This is a genomic window from Streptococcus sp. ALY_211 (genome assembly GCF_058314555.1).
The window spans coordinates 218,394-243,708 of record NZ_JBZFUN010000001.1 but is presented as its reverse complement, the minus strand read 5'-3'; the positions used below and the strand labels follow the sequence as shown (position 1 = coordinate 243,708).

Sequence of the window (25,315 nt, the reverse complement as noted above, 5' to 3'; positions counted from 1 at the left end):
AGCCTTCTAGCACTACTCATAATTACAATGGAATACTTCAATTATTTTGAAGCCATATTGCTTTCTTGCTTATCTGTTAATTTACCATTCTTGAAAATCAGAACCATTTGAGCCTGATTATCGCTACTAGCTGACTTAACATTACTATACCAAACAGCCTGCAACTCTGTCTTACCAGATGATACAGCCTCTGATAGACTGTCCGGAGAGCCTAGGCGAGCCACCATATCAGAATAGCTATCTCCCTTTTTGATCTTGTCAAAAGTGCCCTTGTTTATCGTCATGCTACGACTGTAAGAAAATCCCTGAATAGAACGAACCAAGGCACTATCTTTATAAAGTTTGACCTCAACTGACACACCTTCCACTGTCCAATGATAGACATCAAGAGTGATGTTCCCTGACTCAGGCTTTTCGGTCTTGTGACTGCTAGGTTCCCCAAAGTACTCTTTCAACTTAGCTAATTTTGTCCCATCAGTAAAATTTTTCTTAGCAGTAGCTAATTTAATCTCATCAAAATTTTGACGCACAGCCAGTGCCTTAGAATCTGTTGAACTAGTTGATGAGGTTAACAAATTACCAGCCTCTGAAGACTTGGTTTCTGCCTTTTTCTGACAAGCACCCAACAGCACTAGGGCACACACCAGAGCTAGTCCAGTCATAAACTTCTTCATTTCTCAATCTCCTTATCAGATGCAAGAATATATGGAGCCGGTGGGAGTCGAACCCACGTCCAAACACCTGCCAATATATTTATCTACAACCATAGGTTATGTATTGATTTAACCAAACGACGGCACATAACTCAAGCCCTCATCTAGCGATCCTATAAGTCTCTTTTTAATCAGCTAGGAAATGATCAAACGTAGCTTGCTGCTAAATAAAACCTTCTAGTGGGACACAAGCAATCCCATAGAAGATTACACTAGCTGTTGTTTAGGCAGCGATAGCGTAAGAATTAGTATTTTTTGCAGTTATATTTAACTGAGCGTTAACGGCGCCACCCGAGTCGCAAAATATATCACATAGTGCCTGTCGAATCCGTAACGACCCCGCAAAACTATGCTTAAATTATAACAAAAGGCCCTAAAAATAGCAAAAGCTGACCCCCTCTATATCTTTCTCATTAGAATCTCAAGTTCATAAAAAAAGTAAAAAGAGCTAAAAAGTCTGAAACAAAAGCTCAGACTCCTTGATACTATTTAAAATCAACTAGATTAATACTGCAATACCAGATAACCTAAATGGCTATAAATTTGTAATAAGCCATTTAAACATATCCATCCTAAGGGAATCGAACCCCTATCTCAAGAACCGGAATCTTACGTGATATCCATTACACTAAGGATGGAAGCGCCTATTATTATACCATGCCATCACAAAAGAATCTAGAGAAAAATAAAAAGAGGCCTAAGCCTCCTATTATTATAGCTCGATATCACCAAAAAGGTCAGCCATTGAGAAACCAGTTTGAGTTTCTGGCAACTCGAAATCACGTTTTTCACGTTTTTGACGACGAGGACGTGATTGACGTCTTTCAGAAGATTCACCTTCTTCTTGAGCCGGACGTTCTTGAAGAGCCTTGATTGATAGAGATACTCGCTCTGCATCAGAATTCACTTCAAGCACTTTGACTTGAACTTCTTGACCTACTGAAAGCACATCTTTTGGATTTTCAACACGCTTATGTGAAATTTGTGAAATATGTACCAAACCATCAATACCTGGTAATACTTCTACAAAAGCTCCAAAGTCTGTCAAACGTTTAACAGTTCCGTCTATAACATCACCGGCAGCCAACTTCTGATCAACACCATCCCATGGACCAGGCGTTGTAGCTTTCAATGACAGAGATACACGTCCAGCTTCTTCATCAATCGCCAAAACTTTAACATCAATTTCATCTCCAACAGATACTACCGATTTTGGAGATACATTACGCTCATGAGATAGCTCAGTCACATGAACAAGGCCATCAACACCACCGAGATCAACGAAAGCCCCAAAACTTGTCAGACGTGCTACTTTACCAGTAACAATAGAACCAACTTCAAGTTTAGAGAACACTTCTTGGCGAGCAGCAGCAGTTTGTTCTTCTACTACTTCACGACGAGAAAGGATGAAACGATTCTCAGCTGGATCAACTTCCTTAATTTTAGCTTCAATATCTTGCCCTACAAATTGTTCTGTATTACGTACAAAACGAGTATCGAGCATTGAAGCAGGGATAAAGCCACGAAGACCTTCAAATTCGACAGAAAGTCCACCCTTAACAGCACGAGTGCCTTTAACAGTAACAACTTCTTCTTCACGACCAACAAGTTTATCCCAAGCTTTGCGTGCTTCCAAGCGTTTTTTAGAGACAAGATAAGTCACCGTATCAGTATCTTTACCAACGACTTGACGAAGCACAAGAACTTCAATCTTATCACCAGATTTAACAAAGTCATTGATGTCTGCTTCACGATCGTTAGTCAACTCACGAAGCGTCAAAACACCCTCGATACCAGTACCTTCTATGATTACGTTTGCTTGACCATTATCAACTGTCAAAACTTCAGCAGTGACAACATCACCAGGGTTAACTTCGCTAACACTGTTTAGCAAATCTTCAAATTCATTCATTCTAAAAAATCCTCCAGCAGGAGTGGGATTCCCCACTCCTGGCAACACTATATTTCTTAAGGCAAACCCGTAATAAGTAAACGGTCCTAGGCAATGACCTAATACCTCAGACTGGGGTAGCTGGATTCGAACCAACGCATGAGGGAGTCAAAGTCCCTTGCCTTACCGCTTGGCTATACCCCAAAAAGGACGCTGAAGTAAAACTCAATTATCTGCATATGCACGCCCAATGGAGAGGGAGGGATTCGAACCCCCGAACCCGAAGGAGCGGATTTACAGTCCGCCGCGTTTAGCCACTTCGCTACCTCTCCAGCAACTAGTTTTTAGTCTAACATAAATAAAGCTAAACTGTCAACCGTTTTAATGATTTAAATTGTAATTTTCGATGATGCTCTCTACCGCTTGATCCATACTCTGATAAACCGTTCCCAAAGCACCTTGCTCCACTGTTGCAAACTGATCTTCCAGTTCAACAATTTGGCCTACTGAGCGCTTACCAATAACCATAGCATAGCCATCAATTTCCTTACCAGATACTTCTACTTTTGCATCTATCAGCTGAATTTCTATTTTTTTATCTTTTTTTGCCATTTCTTTCTCCGATTTCATGAATATTTCCTTCATTTTACACAAAAACAAAAAGGCTTGCAAGAGCAAGCCCTTTCTCGTGCTTTAATCCACTTTATAAATCCAACCTTCTGGTGCTTCTTTATCACCAAACTGAATGCCTGTCAGCTCTTCATAGAGCTGGCGAGTCACAGGACCAACTTCTGTCTCACTGTAGAAGACATGGAAATCATCACCATGCTGAACACCACCAATGGGAGAAATAACTGCAGCTGTACCGCAGGCACCTGCCTCAACAAATTTATCCAACTCATCGATGTGAACATCTCCTTCTATAGCAGTCATGCCGAAGCGTTCTTTTGCGAGATAAAGCAAGGAATATTTCGTAATAGAAGGCAAAATAGAAGGGCTAAATGGGGTGATAAACTCATTATCCTTGGTAATGCCAAAAAAGTTAGCCGATCCCACTTCTTCAATCTTAGTATGAGTTGCAGGATCCAGATAGATAACATCTGAAAACTTACGATCATGAGCTAACTTTCCTGGTAAAAGACTGGCTGCATAATTACCTCCAACCTTAGCAGCACCAGTACCATGCGGTGCTGCTCGGTCATAGTCATCTTGAATCAAGAAATTTGTAGGCGCCAAACCACCCTTAAAATAGTTACCAACCGGCATAGCAAAAACTGTGAAAATATACTCTTCAGCTGGATGAACCCCGATAACATCACCAACACCAATTAGAAGAGGACGAAGATAAAGAGTAGCACCTGTCCCATATGGCGGAACATAGTCTTGATTGGCCTTAACCACTTGTTTAACAGCATCAACAAATTTGTCAGTTGAAACCTGAGGCATCAAGAGCCGATCTGCTGTGCGTTGAAGGCGTTTGGCATTTTCATCAGGACGAAAAAGCTGAATCGAACCATCTTTTGTCCGATAAGCCTTTAGTCCTTCAAAAGCTTGTTGCCCATAGTGCAGAGCCGGAGAACTCTCTGAAACATGTAGAGTCGCATCTTCAGTCAATCCACCATCATCCCATTTACCATCTTTATAATAAGAAATGTAGCGAAATGGCAATTTATGGTAAGCAAATCCTAGGTTTTCCCAATCTAAGTCTACAGTCATACTAAAAACCTCTTTCTTTCATGTGCTTAACATTGTAGACCTTTTCCAATAAATTTTCAAGCGTTTTTTCAAAATTCTGACAATTCTGTTGATTTCTCTTCCTGTAAAGACTTAAAAAACTATATGGTTCTATCCTGAGTAAAATAAAACATCATTGACATACCATCAATGATGTTTTGATCTTTTCTCTTTAACAACAATGGTCGTTAGGGCTAATAAAGTGGACAACACTAATAGTCCTAACGCACGTGAGTTGTCGTCACCTGTCTCTGGAAGTCCCGCAGGTTGTTCTTGTAAGGAACTATCCACTTCTTCTTTTGACTGACTACTCCTAACCGACTCTGCCTGAGAAGTCGGTTGATTTACTTGTGCTTTTGGTTGTGATTGGGCTTCTGCACTAATCGCATTTCGTCCTGCAGAAGTCTCTGAGTGAGCAACAAGATCTGTTGACTCTGTACTCACTGCAGAATTATGATCTTCTATCTTTTTAGAAACTGGCTGAGTTTTTGGCTCGATAGCTGGAGCAGGTTTCACATCTTGAGCTAGCGAATCAGTTGTTTCCACCTTTTCATCAGTAAGGGACTCCGATTCTTGCATAGGTACGGTATCCAGATCAGATGGTGTCTGCTCTGTAATAATCTGACTAGAAAGACCATCATCTGATACAGGCTGACTCACTTCCTGACTAATATCAGGTAGGGATGAAACACTTTCAGCCACTACTATCCCACTAGCACTGAAGAAAGCAAAAACAACCATTAAAGATACCAAAACCAAGTATCGGCCATTAATTGATAAACCTTTCATCATAAGCCTCCTAAACTTATAATTCCCTTAAGAGTATAGCAAACCTTAAATAAAACTTCAATACTTGTTTTTAAATTGGGCTATTCTTTCCTCACACTATCTGTCTCAATCAAAAAAAGCATCCTCGCTAGACTCTCAATCCAGCACAGAGAATGCTTTTTAATGCCTATCACTAAATTTCATAAGCTTCAAATACTTCTTCATCTGAAATGGTATCTGATATAAAGCTACCATTGCTAGTGCGTCCAGACAAGGATAAATGAGCCAGATCGACTTGGTTAACAGTACCAGTTTTAGAGATAATTTTAAGGAACTGCTCATCTCCAGTACTCTCTGAATCTGTTGAGAATAGATCCAACTCTCCCACTTGAGCGTCTGAGCGCACTGGAGCAGCCATAAAGATACGATGGGGCTTAGACTTCAATTCATGAAGCACCTGTAATCCTCGACCAGCACGCTTGGTCAGAGGAATATCTCCAACTGCCATACGCTTAAGACTGCCACGCTGAGTCAATATGTAAAATGTATCAGTCGTGATCGCAAAGGCTGAAGTGACTATATCGTCATCTTTTAGATTAATGGCTTTGACGCCGGCAGCTTTTCCACTAACAACCGGTACTTCTTGGCTATTAAAGTGAAGAGCATACCCTTTTTCAGTCACTACCATAATCGAATCGGCAGTCATCGGAGCAATTGCAACTACGGCGTCCTTCTCAGACTTGAGCTTAGCATATTTAACCGACTTTGTTTTGTAACTACGTCCTGGTTGGAACTCTGTCTGGTTAACCCGCTTAATCTGTCCATAACGGGTTACAGCATAGTAAACACTTTCGGTAAAATCGTCAAATACTTGAGCATAAAGAATCTCTTCCTGGGAATCAAAATTGGTAATACTTTGTGACAGATGTTCACCAATTTCTTTCCAACGAATATCCGTCAACTCATGAACTGGACGATAAATGACATTACCTAAATTCGTAAACATCAACAAATGTTGAGGGGTCTTGGCCTGTTGTATGAGTACAACTTGATCATCATCACGTTTACCAAGCTCTTCTAGCGTTGAAGCATTGTAAGAACGTGGACTAGTACGCTTGACATAGCCCCCTCGGGTAACACTAACATAGGTCTCTTCCTCAATAATGAGACTAGCTGTATCGATCTCAATAGCTTGAGTCTTAGCCTGAAGCTCAGAACGACGTGGAGTAGCAAAAGCCTTCTTGACTTCACGCAATTCCCTCTTCATCACATTGTACATGGTACGCTCATCTCCAATGATGGCTGTTAATAACGCAATTTGCTCCCGCAATGCCGCCTCTTCCTCCTGAAGCGTCACAATATCTGTGTTCGTCAAACGATAGAGCTGCAAAGTGACAATCGCTTCTGCTTGCTCTTCTGAAAAGCTATAGCTGACCTTGAGGTTTTCCTTGGCATCAGCCTTGTTTTCAGAGGCACGGATCAGGGCTATCACTTCATCTAGAATAGAGATTACACGAATGAGCCCTTCCACAATATGCAGGCGCTTTTCCGCTTTTTTCTTATCGAATTTGGAACGTGCTAAAATAATATCTCGGCGGTGAGCAATGTAGCTAGACAACATTGACACTAATCCAACCTGACGAGGTGTAAAATCGTCAATCGCTACCATATTGAAATTATAGTTGATTTGGAGATCGGTATACTTAAAGAGATAGTTAAGTATGACTTCGCTGTCAGCTTCTTTTTTTAGTTCGATAGCAATGCGCAAACCATCACGATCGGACTCATCACGCACTTCAGCAATGCCGGGGACTTTATTGTTAATACGAATGTCATCAATTTTTTTAACTAAAACTGCCTTATTGACATCGTAAGGAATCTCCGTCACAATAATCTGCTCTTTACCACCTTTAAGAGACTCAATTTCTGTCCGAGAGCGAACAACCACGCGGCCTTTCCCCGTCTCATAGGCTTTACGAATTTCGTCAGCCCCTTGGATAATAGCACCTGTTGGAAAGTCAGGTCCCGGTAAGAATTCCATGAGCTTTTCTAATTTAGCCTTGGGATGGTCAATCATGTAAACAACCGCATCAATAACCTCAGAAAGATTATGAGGAGGGATGTCTGTAGCGTAACCAGCTGAGATACCAGTCGCACCATTGACCAAAAGGTTTGGGAAGGCTGCTGGAAGAACAGTTGGCTCTTTCTCTGTATCGTCAAAATTCCAAGCCCAAGGGACAGTGTCTTTATCAATATCTTGAAGCAGATAACCCGCAATCTCTGACAGACGAGCCTCAGTATAACGCATGGCAGCTGGCGGATCACCATCCATGGAACCATTATTCCCGTGCATTTCTACGAGAATTTCACGGTTCTTCCAATCCTGGGACATCCGGACCATGGCATCATAGATGGACGAATCCCCATGCGGGTGGAAGTTCCCCATGATATTACCGACTGACTTGGCCGATTTACGATAACCCTTATCATGGGTATTTCCGTCCTTATTCATGGAATAAAGAATACGGCGCTGAACCGGTTTTAACCCGTCACGGATATCAGGCAGCGCCCGCTCTTGAATAATGTATTTAGAGTAGCGACCAAAGCGCTCTCCCATGATGTCCTCAAGGGACATATTTTGAATATTGCTCATAATTAAGATACAAAGCCCGTAAAAAAGACAAGATCAAAATAGGAAATCGACAGAAAATCCTGATTTTCTAGACGATTTATCTTTTTGACACAATCTTTTAGGACATGTTCAATTCCTTTCAGTAAATTACAATTATAAGGATATTATTTAGTTATTAGACGTGTCAATTCACGAATAACAGGGTATCACATTACTCTGCTATCTTAACTTGCGTCAATGCTAGTAAAGATTTCCTCGGAACAGTTAGATAACCATTTTTGTCATATTTAAAAGTTAGTTTTACCGACTGAGTTCGACTAGGGTATTCAAGCGGAACCGTATAATTATTATCCTTGTTAAGATCATAGACAGCGACGTTCATCAATACAGATTCATAAAACTTATAAGTAGCATGTTCTTTAGGTTTGTCCTTATCGAATGATTGTGACTTCAAAGCAAATGGATAATAAGTTGAAGAGTATTTAGGGGAACCTTGTAACATTACTGTATATTGATACGTATCGATGGTACGCAGCTCTGCATTTACAGTAATCTTTTTGTCCTTAACATTTAGGTCAGTAATCTCATACTGATTAGCTGTTTGAAGACTCCTCATCGTTGCTAAAATTCTTTTAGAAGCTTCGTCCCTAAAATTAAGAGTTTTACCATCAAGCTTGACGGTTTGCTTCTGATCAACTGTCATGCCATAACTTTCATTCAAATAGTTGAACATTTCATCCGTTAGACCATCTAATAACTCTACATCTGTTTTTCCTAAAATCTCTTTACGCCTTGATGCACCATTCTCGTAGTAGAAAGCTTGAAGAATATAGTCAACATCTTCACGAGCTTCCTTCTCAGAAACTGCTGATGTTCGAGATTTTCTTTTAACATCGTTTTTTGCAGAAGCTGGTAACTCTACTTTTGTAAAAGTATCATCCTCATAGTAAGAGACAAATGGTTTATTGAGCTCTTCAATAGCAAATTTATCTGATTTGGTTTTCTGACAAGCAGATAAAGTCACTAGCACTAACAATATACCTAAAACTCTAATAATCTTTTTCATTTAATTTCTTTAATCTTCTAAATATTATTATCCCTTAAAACACCGTACTTTCTTCCAAGGTAAACTTAACATTGTCTTCAATCCATTGGCGGCGTGGGGCGGGCTTATCGCCCATGAGAACAGAGACACGGCGCTCAGCACGCGCCAGATCTTCAATAGTGACACGGATCAGAGTTCGTGTCTCAGGATCCATAGTTGTCTCCCAAAGCTGATCAGCATTCATCTCTCCCAGCCCTTTGTAGCGCTGGAGACTAGCTCCCTTACCAAATTTTTGGCGGAGCTCTTCTAACTCACCGTCCGTCCAGGCATACTCTACAACTTCTTTCTTACCCTTGCCTTTAGACATCTTATAAAGAGGCGGAAGGGCAATATAGACATGCCCCGCTTCGACAAGAGGCCTCATATAGCGATAGAAGAAGGTCAATAAAAGCGTCTGAATATGGGCACCGTCGGTATCCGCATCGGTCATGATGATGATCTTATCATAATTGATATCGTCAAGACTAAAATCTGGTCCAACACCAGCACCAATCGTGTAAATCATGGTATTGATTTCTTCATTTTTCAGAATCTCAGGCATCTTGGCTTTTTCAGTATTGAGAACCTTCCCCCGAAGCGGTAAGATGGCCTGAAATTTTCGGTCACGTCCCTGTTTAGCCGATCCTCCGGCAGAATCCCCCTCAACGAGATAGAGTTCATTTTTCTTAGGGTTTTTAGATTGAGCAGGTGTCAGCTTACCTGATAAGAGCCCTTTATCCTTTTTCTTCTTGCCAGTGCGGCTAGCATCACGAGCCTTACGAGCTGCCTCACGAGCGTCACGAGCCTTGATCGCCTTACGAATAAGATTCGACGCTATCTCTCCATTTTCCATGAGAAAGAAGGTCAATTTTTCAGAAACAATGCTATCCACTACCGGCCTAGCTAAAGGTGAACCAAGCTTATCCTTGGTCTGACCTTCGAACTGAAGGTGCTCTTCCGGAACTAAAACAGACAGAACAGCCGATAGCCCCTCACGATAATCCGAGCCTTCTAAATTTTTATCTTTTTCCTTGAGAAGGCCAGTCTTTCTGGCATAGTCATTCATAGCTTTGGTAATAGCTGACTTAAGCCCTGTTTCATGCGTTCCTCCGTCCTTGGTACGAACATTATTGACAAAAGAAAGGATATTATCAGAAAAGCCATCATTATATTGAAGAGCAACTTGGATGTCAAATCCTTGGTCTTGACCCTCAATAGCAATAACAGGGGTCAGGGTTTCCTTATCTTCATTCAGGTAAGCAACAAAGTCATTAACCCCATTTTCGTAATGAAATTCCTCACGCTGGTCGCTACGCTCATCTACTAGGACAAGAGTCACTTGCTTGAGTAAAAAAGCCGACTCCTTAAGACGCTCTGCGATGGTATTAAACTTAAACTCCGTCGTTGAAAAAATAGTATCATCCGGTTTAAAGGTCACCTTAGTACCTGTCTTAGACTTTGGAGCTGTCCCGATCTGGTCCAAACCTGTCACCGGCTTACCACCGTTTTCAAAGCGCTGGCGATAGACAGCGCCATCTCTTGTGATCTCGACCTCCAGCCACGCAGACATGGCATTAACAACAGAAGAACCTACCCCATGAAGACCTCCAGATGTTTTATAGCCACCCTGACCAAACTTACCACCAGCATGGAGAACGGTAAAAATCACCTCTACAGTCGGTTTGCCTGTCGCATGTATACCGGTTGGCATTCCACGTCCTCTATCAGAAACACTGACAGAACCGTCCTTATGGATAATCACTTCAATACGGTCACCGAAACCAGACAAGGCTTCATCAACAGCATTATCAACGATCTCCCAAACAAGATGATGCAAGCCTGTACCATCGGTTGATCCGATATACATCCCTGGTCGTTTTCGAACAGCATCCAGTCCTTCAAGAACCTGGATGGCATCATCATTATAATTTTCTATTGTTATCTCTTTGTTAGTCACAATTGACCTCCCAGTTAATCGTCCCATTTATATTACAAGTTTTTCCTCTATTTTGCAAAAAAAATTGTCACAGAATTGTTACGTTTACCCTCAAGCTTCCCGACTTTATCCCACGACGAAAGATGCTATCTTAGCCGTCTATACTAGACCTAGCAAGCGCTTTAGAAGGCTAGAGGCATAGGCAGAAAGCCCTTATTTGTGATATAATGGCAACATGACAAATTTGATTTTTATGACTATAGCTTATTTACTCGGTTCCATCCCGTCTGGACTATGGATTGGTAAATATTTTTTCAACAAAAATCTACGTGAACTCGGCAGTAAAAACACTGGCACAACCAATGCTTTCCGTGTCTTAGGCAAAAAGGCTGGCACTGCAACCTTTCTCATCGATATGCTCAAAGGAACACTGGCAGTACTTCTACCTATATGGTTTGGGCAGGGTCACACCTGGTCTCCCTTACTCATCGGCTTCTTTGCTGTATTAGGTCACACCTTCCCTGTCTTTGCCAGATTTAAAGGAGGTAAGGCAGTAGCTACCAGTGCTGGTGTCCTCCTAGGATTTACACCTATCTACTGCCTCTTCTTACTAGGTTTGTTTGCCCTCCTTCTCTACCTCAGCAGCATGATCTCCTTTGCCAGCGTCACGACAGCTCTTTTAGGATTAATCACACTCTATACCTTTCCTTACTTTCACTTTATATTGGAAGGATATGATTGGTTATTCACCCTTATTGTGACAGGGCTTGCCCTAATCATCATTCTTCGCCATAAAGAAAATATCAGCCGCATTCGTCACCACGAAGAAAATTTAGTTCCATTTGGATTAAACCTCACTCAGCAAAAAGTCAAATAAGTAGGTTTCAATCCATTAAAAAAAGCTCTTTCAGAGCTTTTTTTAATTGGAACGACGTGATCTAATGTGATCAAAAATTGAGCCACCAGCTACGGTAACAACACCGAGCACACTGACAATAACTTCTCTAATGACAGTCTCAGATCCAGCAGGTTTCGTCACTGCTGCAGGTGAAGCTTCCAAATCCGGACGCAATGCACTGGAAGCAGATTGGGAGCTCCCCTCTTTGGCACTACCAGCAGTATCAGTCGCTGAAGTACCAGCAGCCAGATTTCCTAATTCTGTGGCCTCTTCATCAGAACTGTCAACAGAAGCCTTAAGGTCTGCAGAATGATTTTCAGAAGCATCTAAAACAGAATCACTAGTTGAAAGAATCGTCGATTTAGCAATTTCCTCAAATGACGAAGTAGAATTGGAGTGAGGAGCTGGAGAATCAGGCAGTAGATCTTGTGGTTTATCAGGCAACCCTCCTTGCCCCCCATCCTTAGGTGGAAATTCTCCATCTTTCAAATCGAGTGAAAGACTGACCGTCGGATCGAATGCAAACTGAGCAGAAATTGAATTTTCTGGCAGCATGACGTATTCTGAAAACCCTATAAAGTCAATAAAACTAGCTGTAGCAGGTAGTATTACAGGCAACAAGCGAGTATAAGGATGGATCTCACTATAATTGGTTAAATCAATCCCTGATTTGAGATAGGCTGCCAGCACTTCATCCATTGATGGACCTTCTTCTCTAGCACCTCCCAACATAGTATAGTTATCACCACCAGAAGCAAGGAAATCATTTGTCGCCAGATAATAGGTCTGATCAAGATCTATTGGCTGATAACTATTTTGTTCTGGATCAAAGATATCTACTGCCGCCACATGGAGATGAGGATCAGGAAGATCCAGTGAGTCTGCTGAAAAGTAAACATTTGCACCTGAAAAATGAAGGAAGCCACCATTGGGCTCTAGCAAGGGATTGCCATGCTCGTCCACAATGTACTCTCCCTCTTCATCCCTTTGTAGAGGGGCACTGAGAGAGGTCTCAAACATATCAAAGATTTGCTGACCAGTCACTTTAATCTGAGAGACTGTGTTCCCAAATGGAAGAACCGAAATGATATCTCCCTTTGTGATAGGCTGGTCTTTTTTGATAGAGGCACGTAAACCACCACCATTGGTCACAGAAAGATTGCTCTTATGACTGAAACCAGACTGCCCATATAATAACAAGGCATCTGCGACTAGATTGCCCAGATTAGTCTCACGAACACGTACATCCTGACGATCACCACTAAGCTCAACAGGATTATTAGCAAGAATAACTCTTGCCATATCCTTTTCGTAATTAGCCTTGATAGTCTCTACCATCTCAGCGACTTCAGGACTAGGAAGGAGCTGACTAGCTTCCTCAGCCGTAATAACCCCTGCAGATAGGACACGATCTGAATTTAGAACAATCTTACCAATATTATTGAGGTAACTACCAGTTTGATTGTAAGTAACATTCCCATCAGTAACTTGTAGCACCGTGTGTGAGTGACCATCAATTACAATGACATTTTTATCCTGCAAGAGTTTATTTTGCGCCAAAGCATGTGCTAAACTGATGCCTTGCCATGCAGACTTAGTTGTATTGTCGACTCCCAAATGCGCTAAGATAACATAATTATTATAGGTTTTCCCTTGCGCTCTAGCATTGGCTTCAGTCTGATCGATCACAGTCATCACTTCTGTGATAGGATCTGTAAAGGTCACTCCTTCAACGTTTTTAGGATGAGTTTTAGTAGCTGTCTCTGGTGTGGTAACACCAATAACAACAACCTCATCACCATCTACTGCCTTATTTTTATCAATAATAACAGAAGGATCAAATAAGCGAGCACCATCAACATAAACATTTGAACTAATCATGGGAAAATCCAGATGTTCTCGAAGTCGTTTTAACTGGAGCAGACCAAAATCAAACTCATGATTACCAACCGTCATAGCATCGTAGCCAAGACGGTTCATAATTCTAGCCATATCCTCACCCTGACTATTATTGGAAATAGGTAATCCTTGGAAAGAATCTCCCGCATCTAACAAGATCACCTCACCTTGACGACGTGCTTGATCAACAACCGTCGCTAATTTAGCATCACCAATAACACCGTATTCTTCAGCTAATCGCCCATGAACATCATTCGTATGAAGGATAGTCGTCTCAGATTGACCAACTGAAACAGGCTCAACTTGAATTTGGGCCTGTTCGGAAGCAAAGGGAGCGTCCGTATCAGACTCCTCCCCAGTAGTCTCAGCAGCCGGCGTCACCTCAGAGGTCGACAAAGGATTCCTACTAAAATCAGCATTCCCTGACGCTTTTGATGCTTCCTCCTGCGACATGTTAACGGCATTGTCATTAGCCGATTCATTACCTGGCTCATCGGCCTGTACAACTCGAGACGGAACTGCCGCCGATAATAACATAGCAGAAAGCGCAGGAATTAAATAAGTTTGCTTTCGCATATAACTCTCCACAATAATTTTATTACTATCTATTGTACACTATTCTAAACGTCATTTAAAGATTAAAGACTCAAAAGATTTCTAAATTATGACAACATAAAGAGAACAATCTGATAGATCTAAAACGATATAAAAGAGGTGAGATATCTGCCTCACCCCTATCTACCTAACCTCTATCATAATTTCATCACATTCCATAGATTACCTGACCATTACAAATGGTATATTTAACCACTCCTGTCAAAGTCTCTCCAATAAATGGAGAATTACTAGCCTTGGAGGCAAACTGTTTGGTAATGAAACGCTCTTCCTGATCCGCGAAAAGTACTAAATCAGCTGGTCCTCCCTCAGCTAAATAACCCGCATCAAAATCATACATGCTAGCAGGATTGATTGTCATCTTTTCAAGCAAACTCATCAAACTTAACGCACCTGTCTGTACCAAATGAGTCAAACCAAGAGACAAAGAGGTTTCCAGCCCTGTCATACCTGATGGTGCCTTGGTCATATCTTCAACGGTTTTTTCCTCCTTATGATGAGGAGCGTGATCAGTGGCAATGACAGAAATAACACCGCTCTTAAGACCTTCGATAATAGCACGGCGATCTTTTTCTGTCCGTAAAGGCGGATTCATTTTAGCATTTACCCCTTTTGATAAAAGGAGATCTTCGGTCTTAGAGAAGTGCTGGGGGGCTGCTTCTGCTGTTACAGGAGCCCCCAGTTCTTGGGCAAATTTAACAACTTGAACAGATTCAGCTTTTGATAAGTGCTGGATGTGCAAATGAGCCTGAACAGCATGAGCAATCATGGCATCCCGTGCAATCATGCTATACTCAGCCACACCTGTTGCTCCGCAAAAACCAAATTCCTTACGAGCAATAGTTTCGTTGAATCCAAGAATACCATTGAGTTCCGGATCTTCTTCATGCAGGGCAACGAAAGTATTATTCTCCTTAGCCAATTCTAGGGCTTCTTTGACTAGCTTACTGCTTTGCAGAGGAATCCCATCATCCGAGAAAGAAACAGCTCCTGCCTCTAAGAGAGCTTTAAAATCCGTCAAATTCTGTCCGTCAAAATTTTTGGTAACCGTTGCGTTGGTGTAGATATGAATGTTCTCCTTAGCCGCACTGGCCAAAACCTCCTTAAGGGTAGGGATATCTGAAATGGTTGGATTAGTATTGGCCATCATTACGACACTAGTAAAACCACCTACTGCTGCAGCTAGCGCTCCTGTATGAATATCTTCTTTATGAGTTTGTCCGGGTTCGCGGAAGTGAACGTGAATATCAACTAATCCTGGAGCCACCACTAGGCCAGTCGCATCGATTACTTCTGCGGCCTTTTCATCGATAGCCTCAGCGATCTTAACCACTCGCTCACCATCGATGAGCACATCTGAAACTTTATCAAATCCCGACTTGGGATCCATCACTCGACCATTTTTAATTAATAACATAGTAACTCCTCATAAGTATCTCTTTAACAAATAACTTCCTATATCATTTAAAATAACAACAATAAGCTGCATAAATTGAAACATAGAATAGAGCAAGATAATCATACTCACACCACCTAATAGAACGAATACTACCCTATAAAACCATTTTCTTACAGAGTCTTTTCTCAAGTCTCGTTTTTCCTTTTTAGATAATCTTCGTTTTGAAACGAATGATAAATTTTCATCAAATTTTGATAGACTATAGTAAAAAACGTGCTGTTTGGTAAGAAAGAAAATTTTATCTTCTATTAAGAACAAAATTTTTTTAAGCCATGCAAGATTATAAGGAATTCTGAAGAATAATATATGCTTATCAATATATTTATCCAAATTAAGTATAAAGTCATACGATCTCATTATTTTTTCTGAAGAGTAATGAATATTGTAATTTTGGACAGAGTCTAAGATTCTTAATTTGATTAATTCAACTTCAAAAGACGTCCAAGCACATACTCCTTTAAACTCTCTTTGGCTAAGTACACTGATTTGCACACTTGTTTTGGGTTCCAATTGTTTTTGATTAAAAGTTTTCTCTGCTATTTTATCTCTGAAACCGGCAGATTTGTCCCTAAAAATTTTAACTACCCCTTCAATGTCAAAAATATCCTTACCACTTAAATTATTCATTATTAAAAGAAGATCACCATCTTTTTCTTTACATATAAATGAAATTTCTTTTTCAACATTTGTCAGTAGAGATAATTGCTCTCTTAGAGTTTTTTCTTCAATGACTAAATCAGATTTTCTATCACTGACTATAATCAATAAATAAACAATAATAAATGATAGGAATGCAAAAAGGGAAAGAGGATATCTTGATATTAAAACAAAAAAATATTCCCTCTTGAAAGTAAGAAGCGACAGTAAAATTAATAAAATAAAATATTTATAATATTTTATTGGTAAAAGATCTTTCAAATTTTTTAGTAATTCAACTATATTCATTACTACCTCAGCCAATTAATCGGTTCCAGACCTACTTCTTGTAAATATGCATTAGCTCTCGAAAACGGCTGCGAGCCAAAGAAACCACGATTAGCTGACAGCGGGCTAGGATGAGGAGACTCGATAATATGATGGATGGGATTATTGATCAGAGTCTTCTTTTTGCGGGCAAAACCACCCCAGAGGATAAAGACAACAGGATGGTCCTGTTGGTTGACGACCTTGATAATCGCATCTGTAAAGGGCTCCCAAATCTGACCTTGGTGACCGTTAGCTTGACCAGCTGGTACTGTCAAGCAAGCATTGAGCAAGAGTACACCTTGCTTAGCCCAAGGCGTTAAGTCATGATGGTCACGCTGTCCAATATCTTGTGCTAACTCTTTGAGAATATTCTGCAGAGACGGCGGGGCTGGGATAGCCTCAGGTACCGAAAACGACAGGCCCTGAGCCTGCTTGGGACCATGGTAAGGATCCTGACCAATAATAACCACTTTAACCTTTTCCAGAGGCGTCGTTTGAATGGCATTAAAAACTTTTTCCCGCGGCGGATAGACGACGCCTTGGGCGTAAACCTGATCCATAAAGGCATTGATTTTCCCAAAATAATGCTGGGGTAACTGAGCTTTAATCCGCTCATGCCAACTTGAATGTTCCATAGGGCAGCATCCTTTCTTAGCTCAAAATCAGACTTTACCGACCAAATCAAGCTCAGCTTCGGCCAAGATATGACCTTCAACTGCGTGCATAAGCTCATTAAGGTAAAATCCATGATCAAGTGCAAGCGCAGTATCCAAAGCATAAACTTTTAGCGTATAAAGGTGATCTTTATCTGGCGGGTAAGGTCCGATATAATTATCTTCAATAGCTGAAAAATCTGTTGATAAAAATTTGCTGACAAGGCTGTTTTTACCATGGAGATGCTGGCTGTCCCTTCTGGAAAAATCTGCCTCAATCACAGTTTTAGCAGCAGGGACATTAGCGACTGTCCAATGAATGTAGGCAAAACCGCAGACTGGAATAGAATCATAGTCAATAAGAGACCAAGCAAAAGTCTTAGTGCCCGCAGGTACATCTTCTATGGAAAAAGGGAAGGATACAATGGCATTCCCCAATTCAAGTTCACCAGTATGTTTACTGTAACGATCTGGGATAATTTTATTTTCAAAAGGAACTGTAATTTTCATCATTAACCTCCTAACGTGTTAAACGGCTGCTTTCCAGTACCATAGCCTCAAGTTCAGGTTCGCTCAGCTCAGTTTCATTGACTAAAACGCTGAGCCAGTGCTTTCTAGTCATGTGATAAGCTGGGATAACGCCCTTGATATCCATCATCTCTACCTGTTCGGGTTGGAGGTTGAGGTTGAGCAGGAGTTTTCCGTCTTTTCTGTGTCACCAGCGCCAGCATTTTTTGATTGCGGCCATGCCGAATGACCGATGTATCCTTACTTTTCTCACGTGTAAAGGGATAAGCCACTTCGGCTCCAGTCAGATCGACCAGCCAATCCAGCAATTCCCGCTTGTTGAAATTGCCAAAAGCCATTGGAACCTCCTATTAATTTTCCCTTTCTTACAGCGACAGAATCAATCCTGCCAAGTTTCTTGGTTTTCTTTGAATTTTTTCAGCAGCTGCAGACCGTCAGCGTTGATATAACCTTGAACCTTGGCTACTTTGATGAGTTCAGAATAGTTGGATAGGGTTACCAATTTCACCCCTACATCAGAAAAGTTCTTATCTGCCTTGGGTAGTTCATAGGTGAAAATAGCTGCGACACCAAGGACATCAGCTCCTTCGCGCTCAGCAGCTGCGACAGCTTCCAATACAGAGCCGCCCGTTGAAATCAGATCTTCGATAATGACCATCTTTTCACCCTTAGCAACCCGACCTTCGATTTGGTTTCCCGCACCATGGTCTTTGGGTTTGCTGCGGATATAAGCAAATGGCAGATTCATCTTATCCGCAATGATGGCCCCGTGAGGAATCCCAGCTGTCGCTGTCCCAGCAATCACTTCAACTTCTGGAAACTCTTCCTTGATTTTTTCAACAAAGCCATTTTCAATCAAGCTGCGGGTTTCAGGATAGGAAAGGGTGATGCGGTTGTCTGTATAGATTGGGGATTTGATGCCTGAAGCCCAAGTGAAGGGCTCCTCAGGTTTCAGGTAAACCGCCTTGATATCTAGTAAATCTGATGCAATTTGTGATGCTAATGTCATAAAGTTTCTCCGTTCTAAATTGGGGATTAGGTTAGTTTGCAAGTTTTAGGCTTGAGCATTCCACTCAGCTTTAATAGCTTGATAGGCTGCGACAGGCTCCTCAGCTTGAGTAACAGGGCGTCCAACCACGATGTAGTCAGAACCAATTCTGTAAGCATCAGCTGGAGTCATCACCCGTTTTTGGTCACCGACAGCCGAGCCCGCTGGACGAATACCTGGGGTCAAGCATATAAAGTCTTCAGAGGTTACTGTCTTAATTTTAGCTACTTCATGAGCTGAGCAAACCACGCCGTCTAAACCAGCTTCTTGCGTCTTCTGGGCATAATGCAGAACCGACTCTTCCAGACTGGTCTGAATATTTTGAAAGTCTCTCATTTGCTCCTCAGATGTAGACGTCAGCTGAGTCACAGCAATCAATTTAGGACCCTTTCCTAAACCTTCTCTGGCAGCTCGCATCATTTCGACGCCACCAGCCGCATGGACATTAGTCATATCCACACCCAGCTTGGCTAAAACTGCCATGGCAGATTTGACCGTATTGGGAATATCATGCAATTTCAAATCCAAAAAGACGGAATGTCCTAGTGATTTAGCATAGCTGACAACTTCCGGTCCAGCAGCATAAAATAGTTCCATTCCTATCTTTACATAGAGTTTTTCCTCTTTGGGAAACTGATTTAAGAAAGATTTTATGACCTCTAAGGATGAAAAATCGAGGGCGATAATCGGACGTTCTTCTCTCATAGTTCACCTACCTTTAACCTAAACTATCCTTGACATTGCGACGTAAAGTTTCTAGATCATCAATACCGTATTTATCCATGGCAGCGGGCAAATCATCGATAATAGTTGGACAAGCATAAGGGTCGCTAAAATTAGCTGTCCCGACCCCTATAGCTGATGCTCCTGCAATCATCATTTCCAGTGCTGCTTCTGCTGAATCAACACCTCCCATACCAATGATGGGCAGATCCGTACTACTAGCCACTTGGCGAATTAACTTAAGCGCTATTGGAAATACAGCTGGTCCACTCATTCCCCCTTGACCATTGGCAATGATCGGTTGTCTTGTTTTCAAGTTATAACGTGTTCCAACCAAGGTATTGATCATGGTAAAGCCTGCCGCACCGGCTTCTTCCACTGCCTTGGCTATCTGTGTGATATCAGCAACACTGGGCGTCAACTTAACATAGACAGGTACTGCTGAAGTCTCAACAGCCGCTTTTGTCGCCGCATAAGCCAACTCAGGTACTTGTCCAATTAAAAGACCTGCATTACCATGATCAACATTGGGGCAAGAAATATTAAGTTCAATAGCTGCAACATTGGGAGCCTGGGAAATTTTTCCTGCTACATAAGCATACTCTTCATTTGAAAAGCCAGCAACATTAGCAATTATAGGAAGGTCAGGATAATGCTCCGCCAACCAAGGTAACTTGTCAGAAATAACAGCAGCAACACCAGGATTTTGCAGACCAATGGCATTGAGCATGCCAGATGGTGTCTCTGCTACTCGTGGTGTTGGATTTCCAAAGCGGGCATCCTTGGTAGTTGCTTTAATCATAATAGAACCTAGTCGATCAAGGTCGTAATACTTAGCATACTCTTGACCAAAACCAAAACAGCCCGATGCAGGAATAATAGGATTTTTTAACTTTAAACCAGGAAGATGAACTGCTAAACGATTATCAGACATAGTTTCTCCTTACAATACGACTGTGCCAGTAGCAAAGACTGGACCATCTTCACATACACGCTTATTAGCAGCATCATCTTGATCCTTGAGATGGACAACACAGGCATAACAAGCTCCCATGCCACATGCCATACGTGACTCAAGAGAAAGATACGCATGGGGATGGTTCGCAAATTTTTGATCAACATATTTAAGCATACCAGGCGCCCCACAGGCATAAATGGCAGCAAATTCCTCATCTAAAGTATCAATTACCGTAGAAACATATCCCTTAATACCATAGGAGCCATCATCAGTTGTCACTGCCACATCAGCATATTGACCGATCTCTTCTTCTAAAATGACAGCATCTTTACTAGCAAAGCCCAGCACAGCTGTCACCTCAGCTCCTTTTTCAGAAAGGACTTGAGCAGTCGCATACATAGGAGGGACACCAATACCTCCACCTATAATAAGCACCTTTTGACCTGGCTCTACAAAAGAAATATCAAAACCATTTCCCTGAGGTCCCATGGTATCCACAAAGTCACCAGCATGAAGACGGGACAAAATCTCCGTCCCCATTCCCTCTACTCGATATATGATAGTAACTTGCTGACTGGCCTTATCTATGGCACAGATCGATATTGGGCGTCGTAGAATTTTACTAGGATCTGGAACCTTAAGATGTAAAAACTGACCGATAGCCATCTCTTCTACCATATGACCCGACAAAACCATCTTGAAAATTTTAGGAGCAATTTCTTCCTGCCTTACTACCTTCAAATTCTCTTTGAGAAACGACTGTCTGGAAGAGACGACTTTAGTTAACATAGTTGCTTCCTTTCTTTCGATCAATCCTTCATATACCACTACTCTAAAACCCCATCTGGAGGGAGGTTACCAGGCACACCTAAGCAGGTCCGCCTACAGAAAAACCTTGTCCGAGGACAAGGTTGCACGAAAATAACTGAGTATAGCTATCCTATACCCAACTGATACCCGCCCCTTTGAAGCCTCACTGGACTTAATTAAAGGTTTTTAAATTGTCAATAGTATAGCTTATAACTATCTAATTGTCAAGACATTTTGAGACGGAGATATTCTTCATTGAGGGCACGCCTAGAAACCTGTAAACTTCCAAATAAGTCCACTAGGATACCGTAAGATTTTGAACGGTCTTGATCCAACAAGGTATAGAAAAATGGCTGAGCCAAGGCAACTTTTTCCACATAAGCCAGTTGCTTAATCCACTCCTGAAGGACATCTAAAGACCCCTCCATAGCACGAAAAGATTCAGTCGTATACCATGATAGAGACTGGACTCTCTCTTCAAGCAGATGAAGAGGACGACAGGCCTCAATAATCTTGGAGATTTGATCTTTGAAACGAATAGAATCTAGTGAATACTCCAAAAGTGAGGGTTGACTAACAACCATATCCAATTCCGACTCAAACAAATGTAAATAGTGACGTGTAACAGACAGCTTATGCAGCAACTGTTTAAAATTTTGTTCGGCTTGTTCCATCATCATCTCTTTTCTTTCCTATTGATTTACTCTATTTTATCACAATGTTATAGATTTCTTAAAGAAAAAGCACCCCCAATAAGACAAGTACAGCAGCATATACTAACTGACCAAGCAATAGAGCTTACATACTTATCAAACGATCGATCTCACAAGAACAGACAAAAGACCCTGACCGATAAACGATCAAAGTCTTTGTGAGTCACCAGATTATTTTGACTTTGAGAAAAAGCTATTCGCAAAATCTAAATGTTTTAAGTAGCCCTGTCCAGCATTCAAATCATATTGGACAAATTTATAGTCTTCTAACAATTCTTTTTGTTGCTGAGTGAGATCATCCTCTGTAATAACCTTACCATCATCAGTCGTATACATCGTATTAGGCTGATCGACATTAGAGGTTGTCTCTGTACTTAGCGACATAGCCGGTAATTGTTCTTGAACACGAGTCAAAAGTGCAGTGTAAGCATCCACTTTTGAATTTGTCTGTTTAAGAGCCAAAGCAATAAAATCATTTGGTCCTACATAACGGTCACTTGTATCCTTGATATTTTTTGCACCATGTTCCCTAGCATATTTATTGGAATAGAGGAAATAATCTGTAGAGTGCATAAGCAAGGCTTGAGAATCTTGATCCCCTGGGAATATTCCAGGCAAGTGATCCCCATAAAAAATCAGGGTAATCGGCTGATCAATCTCATCAATTTTTTTAATGAAATCTTTAAGCGCCTCATCGGTATAATGAAGACCTGTCGCATAATTAGTGGTGTTTTTCTCAACTTCAGGTGTAGATACCCAAGGACCAGATGTTGCATAGGTCGAGGTGTCATTATAGGTATCTAAATTATAGGGGAAGTGATTTTGCATGGTCACTAATTGGACAAAATTACCACTGTCCTCCTTAGCCTTAATAGCATCAAGTGTATTGAGATAGGCTGTTTCATCCGATAGGTAACGGCTGTGATCAATACGTTTGAGATGATGCAGCTTATCCTTGCTGCCTTCATACATAAAGGAGTCAAAGCCAAATTTCTCATAGACTGGAATACGACTATAATACACACCCGAATACGTATGAATAGCCTTTGAATTTGGAAAGGCCTGGTTAAAGGATAGGGCAGGCGACAGAGAAGACACTAACTGAGTATAAGGTGTTGCCAAGGTTGGTGAATAATGGCTCAAAGTAAAACCTGTCAAACTCATGTATTCCATATTGGCAGTTCCTCCACCATAACCAGAGCTGACCATAGTCCCCGATGTCGTTTGCTTCATCAGGGAGCGAGTGTAAGGAATAGGATCATTTTTAACCTCAATATGAGGTGCTAAACGCTTAGGATCCATAAAGCTCTCACTCAAATTAAAGACAATCGTCTGATCAGAAATATCATTAGTCCGGGTTTTATTAATGACATTAGCTTCAAGATTATACTTACGTGCAATCTCCTGCATCTTATCTTGTGAATAACCAGATGGCTCAGCCATCACTTCAACATCTAGATTATTCAAAAATTGAATCGTCGGACCGTTGAGCTGCGAAGCCACCGATTGGTTATAAAACATGGGCTTATTACCCAATCCATCCGATACAACCTTAACCATACTGCCTTCGTGGTTAAGATAGAAGACTGACGGTGTCACTACTACAAAAATTCCAAGATAGACTAAGCGTCTCTTCAAAGAAATTTTCTTGAAGGGAAGGCGACGCTCTAAGAGAAAGACAGCTGCAATCAACAGTATTAAGAAGATAGCAGATACTATCAAAATACGCTGATCAACCATGGTTAAAAGACTACCATAAGCCGAAACCATCTTAGCCTCAGAAGGCATAATAGGCTCACCACGTGTCAGCATTTTGAGACGACTAGCTACACTCCAAAAAATCAAAAAGGCTGATGTCGCTACTGCAGATACCCAAAAACGATTAGTGATAGCCCTCAAAACTGCATAGAGTAGAAGATAGATCAAAAACGTGATAAAGAGCAAGTTTTGGCGTGCAAATAAGCTATATAAGAAAGCATTGTGCTTAGTGGCTGTCGAAACCGAGATAATGTAGGAGGTGTTCATAGCCAGCATAGATAGATAAGACAAGACATACAAAAGAACACCAAAACCGATTTCAATCTTATGGTTAGCAACAAAGCGCTTAGCTTGGAGGAGTCCCCTAATAACGACTTCATAGGCATTGAAGATCGTGACCTTACGCCAATAGCTATTAACCCGCTGGCGGTAGCCGATACGGTTGGCTGTAAAGTACAAAATAATATGTAACACCGTTACACCAATACTGATCACAATCGCATTTCTAAAGGAGTAGATCAAGTGATATAGGGTAAAACCACCAAACCGCGGAAGGTACATGCTATTAAAATAAGAAAGGACATTAATATTTCTAGAAACAACTAAAGCCGATAAAGCCACATAGGCAATTTGGTTGGGATACAACCACTTCGGTAACTTGATTTTTGATAAGAATAAAAAGGTGAAAATAATAGCAACGATAGAGAAGAGATTAGTAATATTGTGAAAACGTCCTGCTGTCGATCCATTACTATGAACCAAATAGGACATATAGGGCATGGCTATATTAATAATAGCGACAAGGAGCCAACTGCCAACTGTTCCAAGTAATAAGCGCTTCCAGTCAAGATCTATATGACAATAGTTGATAAAGACTCCTAAAATCCCCAATGAGAGATAAAATACAATTGAAGTCCCTAATGTCATGGAAAAAATATCTTTATTAAAGATCGTTCCCAAGCCATAGAAAACCAAAATAACAGCAATCAAGCGCTGTAGGGTCATCCTCTCAGCAAAAATCTTAACCAAGGGCATAATCATTAGCAAGAGAATGATCGACGTAATCTCCAAACTACTGCTCCTAGTTATTGGAAGCAACACATCATAGAGCGTCGAAATCATGAATACCCTGGGAAAAATGATCAAAAATAAGACAACAAATAATCCTACGACTACCGTGTTTAGCCAGAGCTTGATAGCATCAGGAAAGGTATTTTTCTTGCGCGCAAACAGATACCCTATAGATATTAAAATCAGCGGCAAGCCCGATGAGATAACCAAATCAAAGACATAAGAAAATCCTGTTCGTAAATCTCTTCCTGCGAGATTAGCAATAGCAGGAGAGCTTTGCCAAAACAGGCGATTAAATACAACCAAGAATATACCAACCAACATTGGCATGACGACGCTTTGCTTATTAAAATAATGTTTTTTCATAATTTCTAGATATTCATCCTGTTTTTTCATTCCGTCTAAGTATATCACTTTCACCCTTAAAAAAAAAGGAAGAACCCAGTCTCCCCCTTTAA

20 protein-coding genes, 3 tRNA genes, 1 other RNA gene and 1 pseudogene are annotated in these 25,315 nt (G+C 41.1%); 1 reads left to right on the top strand and 24 read right to left on the bottom strand.

What is annotated here, in order from left to right; genetic code table 11:
- Positions 1-41: 41 nt before the first annotated feature.
- The 12 genes from AC4HAJ_RS01170 to parE all read right to left on the bottom strand — a co-directional run bounded on the left by AC4HAJ_RS01170 (position 42) and on the right by parE (position 10,779).
- Complete coding sequence (locus tag AC4HAJ_RS01170; protein WP_491078317.1) at positions 42-674, bottom strand: DUF3862 domain-containing protein; 633 nt, start codon at positions 672-674, stop codon at positions 42-44.
- A gap of 29 nt (positions 675-703) precedes the next feature.
- Positions 704-1,054: a transfer-messenger RNA gene (gene ssrA / locus AC4HAJ_RS01165) on the bottom strand.
- 225 nt (positions 1,055-1,279) lie between these two features.
- Positions 1,280-1,351: transfer RNA gene (locus AC4HAJ_RS01160), tRNA-Arg, on the bottom strand.
- Between the two features lie 74 nt (positions 1,352-1,425).
- On the bottom strand, positions 1,426-2,625 hold the full coding sequence (gene rpsA / locus AC4HAJ_RS01155) for a 30S ribosomal protein S1 (protein ID WP_491078316.1): 1,200 nt from the start codon (positions 2,623-2,625) through the stop codon (positions 1,426-1,428).
- Positions 2,626-2,736: 111 nt separating this feature from the next.
- A tRNA-Gln gene (locus AC4HAJ_RS01150) sits at positions 2,737-2,808 on the bottom strand.
- A 47-nt stretch (positions 2,809-2,855) separates the two neighbouring features.
- Positions 2,856-2,936: transfer RNA gene (locus AC4HAJ_RS01145), tRNA-Tyr, on the bottom strand.
- A 49-nt stretch (positions 2,937-2,985) separates the two neighbouring features.
- The gene (locus tag AC4HAJ_RS01140) at positions 2,986-3,216 is read right to left on the bottom strand and encodes a DUF2969 domain-containing protein (protein ID WP_491078315.1); all 231 of its coding nucleotides are present in this window, start codon (positions 3,214-3,216) and stop codon (positions 2,986-2,988) included.
- A gap of 81 nt (positions 3,217-3,297) precedes the next feature.
- A complete protein-coding gene (locus AC4HAJ_RS01135; protein WP_491078314.1) occupies positions 3,298-4,320 on the bottom strand; it encodes a branched-chain amino acid aminotransferase in 1,023 nt (340 codons plus the stop codon).
- 165 nt (positions 4,321-4,485) lie between these two features.
- A complete protein-coding gene (locus tag AC4HAJ_RS01130; protein ID WP_491078313.1) occupies positions 4,486-5,130 on the bottom strand; it encodes an LPXTG cell wall anchor domain-containing protein in 645 nt (214 codons plus the stop codon).
- A 169-nt stretch (positions 5,131-5,299) separates the two neighbouring features.
- Positions 5,300-7,759 carry a DNA topoisomerase IV subunit A gene (gene parC, locus AC4HAJ_RS01125; RefSeq protein ID WP_491078312.1) on the bottom strand — a complete coding sequence of 820 codons (2,460 nt, stop codon included), beginning with the start codon at positions 7,757-7,759 and terminating at the stop codon, positions 5,300-5,302.
- A 190-nt stretch (positions 7,760-7,949) separates the two neighbouring features.
- Complete coding sequence (locus AC4HAJ_RS01120; protein WP_491078311.1) at positions 7,950-8,804, bottom strand: hypothetical protein; 855 nt, start codon at positions 8,802-8,804, stop codon at positions 7,950-7,952.
- Positions 8,805-8,838: 34 nt separating this feature from the next.
- Entirely contained in the window at positions 8,839-10,779 is a 1,941-nt protein-coding gene (gene parE / locus AC4HAJ_RS01115; RefSeq protein WP_491078310.1) for a DNA topoisomerase IV subunit B, read from the bottom strand.
- A gap of 214 nt (positions 10,780-10,993) precedes the next feature.
- Between parE and plsY the strand changes: the two genes are divergently transcribed.
- Positions 10,994-11,635, top strand: coding sequence for a glycerol-3-phosphate 1-O-acyltransferase PlsY (gene plsY / locus AC4HAJ_RS01110; protein ID WP_491078309.1), 642 nt, complete (start codon positions 10,994-10,996; stop codon positions 11,633-11,635).
- A 42-nt stretch (positions 11,636-11,677) separates the two neighbouring features.
- Here the strand turns inward: plsY and AC4HAJ_RS01105 are convergent, their stop codons facing one another.
- The 12 genes and pseudogenes from AC4HAJ_RS01105 to AC4HAJ_RS01050 all read right to left on the bottom strand — a co-directional run bounded on the left by AC4HAJ_RS01105 (position 11,678) and on the right by AC4HAJ_RS01050 (position 25,223).
- Complete coding sequence (locus AC4HAJ_RS01105; protein WP_491078308.1) at positions 11,678-14,131, bottom strand: 5'-nucleotidase C-terminal domain-containing protein; 2,454 nt, start codon at positions 14,129-14,131, stop codon at positions 11,678-11,680.
- 187 nt (positions 14,132-14,318) lie between these two features.
- Positions 14,319-15,587 (bottom strand): dihydroorotase, encoded by a 1,269-nt coding sequence (locus AC4HAJ_RS01100; RefSeq protein ID WP_491078307.1) that lies wholly within the window; start codon positions 15,585-15,587, stop codon positions 14,319-14,321.
- A gap of 9 nt (positions 15,588-15,596) precedes the next feature.
- Positions 15,597-16,574 (bottom strand): hypothetical protein, encoded by a 978-nt coding sequence (locus tag AC4HAJ_RS01095; RefSeq protein WP_491078306.1) that lies wholly within the window; start codon positions 16,572-16,574, stop codon positions 15,597-15,599.
- Positions 16,575-16,576: 2 nt separating this feature from the next.
- Entirely contained in the window at positions 16,577-17,230 is a 654-nt protein-coding gene (locus AC4HAJ_RS01090; RefSeq protein ID WP_491078305.1) for a uracil-DNA glycosylase, read from the bottom strand.
- 27 nt (positions 17,231-17,257) lie between these two features.
- A complete protein-coding gene (locus AC4HAJ_RS01085) occupies positions 17,258-17,758 on the bottom strand; it encodes a YbhB/YbcL family Raf kinase inhibitor-like protein (protein WP_491078482.1) in 501 nt (166 codons plus the stop codon).
- Positions 17,759-17,768: 10 nt separating this feature from the next.
- Positions 17,769-18,114, bottom strand: a pseudogene (locus tag AC4HAJ_RS01080) (MmcQ/YjbR family DNA-binding protein).
- Positions 18,115-18,155: 41 nt separating this feature from the next.
- Positions 18,156-18,785, bottom strand: a complete 630-nt coding sequence (gene pyrE, locus AC4HAJ_RS01075) for an orotate phosphoribosyltransferase (protein ID WP_491078304.1) — start codon at positions 18,783-18,785, stop codon at positions 18,156-18,158.
- A gap of 45 nt (positions 18,786-18,830) precedes the next feature.
- The gene (gene pyrF / locus AC4HAJ_RS01070) at positions 18,831-19,529 is read right to left on the bottom strand and encodes an orotidine-5'-phosphate decarboxylase (protein ID WP_491078303.1); all 699 of its coding nucleotides are present in this window, start codon (positions 19,527-19,529) and stop codon (positions 18,831-18,833) included.
- A gap of 13 nt (positions 19,530-19,542) precedes the next feature.
- The gene (locus tag AC4HAJ_RS01065; RefSeq protein ID WP_491078302.1) at positions 19,543-20,481 is read right to left on the bottom strand and encodes a dihydroorotate dehydrogenase; all 939 of its coding nucleotides are present in this window, start codon (positions 20,479-20,481) and stop codon (positions 19,543-19,545) included.
- A gap of 9 nt (positions 20,482-20,490) precedes the next feature.
- A complete protein-coding gene (locus tag AC4HAJ_RS01060; RefSeq protein ID WP_491078301.1) occupies positions 20,491-21,294 on the bottom strand; it encodes a dihydroorotate dehydrogenase electron transfer subunit in 804 nt (267 codons plus the stop codon).
- A gap of 245 nt (positions 21,295-21,539) precedes the next feature.
- Positions 21,540-21,989: a hypothetical protein gene (locus tag AC4HAJ_RS01055; RefSeq protein ID WP_491078481.1), complete on the bottom strand. Its 450-nt coding sequence runs from the start codon at positions 21,987-21,989 to the stop codon at positions 21,540-21,542.
- Positions 21,990-22,199: 210 nt separating this feature from the next.
- A complete protein-coding gene (locus AC4HAJ_RS01050) occupies positions 22,200-25,223 on the bottom strand; it encodes an LTA synthase family protein (RefSeq protein ID WP_491078300.1) in 3,024 nt (1,007 codons plus the stop codon).
- Positions 25,224-25,315 lie beyond the last annotated feature (92 nt).

Excerpts from the sequence above, each read along its gene's own strand:
- AC4HAJ_RS01170 (WP_491078317.1), bottom strand. The coding sequence starts at position 674 with ATGAAGAAGTTTATGACTGGACTAGCTCTGGTGTGTGCCCTAGTGCTG.
- rpsA (WP_491078316.1), bottom strand. The coding sequence starts at position 2,625 with ATGAATGAATTTGAAGATTTGCTAAACAGTGTTAGCGAAGTTAACCCT.
- AC4HAJ_RS01140 (WP_491078315.1), bottom strand. The coding sequence starts at position 3,216 with ATGGCAAAAAAAGATAAAAAAATAGAAATTCAGCTGATAGATGCAAAA.
- AC4HAJ_RS01135 (WP_491078314.1), bottom strand. The coding sequence starts at position 4,320 with ATGACTGTAGACTTAGATTGGGAAAACCTAGGATTTGCTTACCATAAA.
- AC4HAJ_RS01130 (WP_491078313.1), bottom strand. The coding sequence starts at position 5,130 with ATGATGAAAGGTTTATCAATTAATGGCCGATACTTGGTTTTGGTATCT.
- parC (WP_491078312.1), bottom strand. The coding sequence starts at position 7,759 with ATGAGCAATATTCAAAATATGTCCCTTGAGGACATCATGGGAGAGCGC.
- AC4HAJ_RS01120 (WP_491078311.1), bottom strand. The coding sequence starts at position 8,804 with ATGAAAAAGATTATTAGAGTTTTAGGTATATTGTTAGTGCTAGTGACT.
- plsY (WP_491078309.1), top strand. The coding sequence starts at position 10,994 with ATGACAAATTTGATTTTTATGACTATAGCTTATTTACTCGGTTCCATC.
- AC4HAJ_RS01105 (WP_491078308.1), bottom strand. The coding sequence starts at position 14,131 with ATGCGAAAGCAAACTTATTTAATTCCTGCGCTTTCTGCTATGTTATTA.
- AC4HAJ_RS01100 (WP_491078307.1), bottom strand. The coding sequence starts at position 15,587 with ATGTTATTAATTAAAAATGGTCGAGTGATGGATCCCAAGTCGGGATTT.
- AC4HAJ_RS01095 (WP_491078306.1), bottom strand. The coding sequence starts at position 16,574 with ATGAATATAGTTGAATTACTAAAAAATTTGAAAGATCTTTTACCAATA.
- AC4HAJ_RS01090 (WP_491078305.1), bottom strand. The coding sequence starts at position 17,230 with ATGGAACATTCAAGTTGGCATGAGCGGATTAAAGCTCAGTTACCCCAG.
- AC4HAJ_RS01085 (WP_491078482.1), bottom strand. The coding sequence starts at position 17,758 with ATGAAAATTACAGTTCCTTTTGAAAATAAAATTATCCCAGATCGTTAC.
- pyrE (WP_491078304.1), bottom strand. The coding sequence starts at position 18,785 with ATGACATTAGCATCACAAATTGCATCAGATTTACTAGATATCAAGGCG.
- pyrF (WP_491078303.1), bottom strand. The coding sequence starts at position 19,529 with ATGAGAGAAGAACGTCCGATTATCGCCCTCGATTTTTCATCCTTAGAG.
- AC4HAJ_RS01065 (WP_491078302.1), bottom strand. The coding sequence starts at position 20,481 with ATGTCTGATAATCGTTTAGCAGTTCATCTTCCTGGTTTAAAGTTAAAA.
- AC4HAJ_RS01060 (WP_491078301.1), bottom strand. The coding sequence starts at position 21,294 with ATGTTAACTAAAGTCGTCTCTTCCAGACAGTCGTTTCTCAAAGAGAAT.
- AC4HAJ_RS01055 (WP_491078481.1), bottom strand. The coding sequence starts at position 21,989 with ATGGAACAAGCCGAACAAAATTTTAAACAGTTGCTGCATAAGCTGTCT.
- AC4HAJ_RS01050 (WP_491078300.1), bottom strand. The coding sequence starts at position 25,223 with ATGAAAAAACATTATTTTAATAAGCAAAGCGTCGTCATGCCAATGTTG.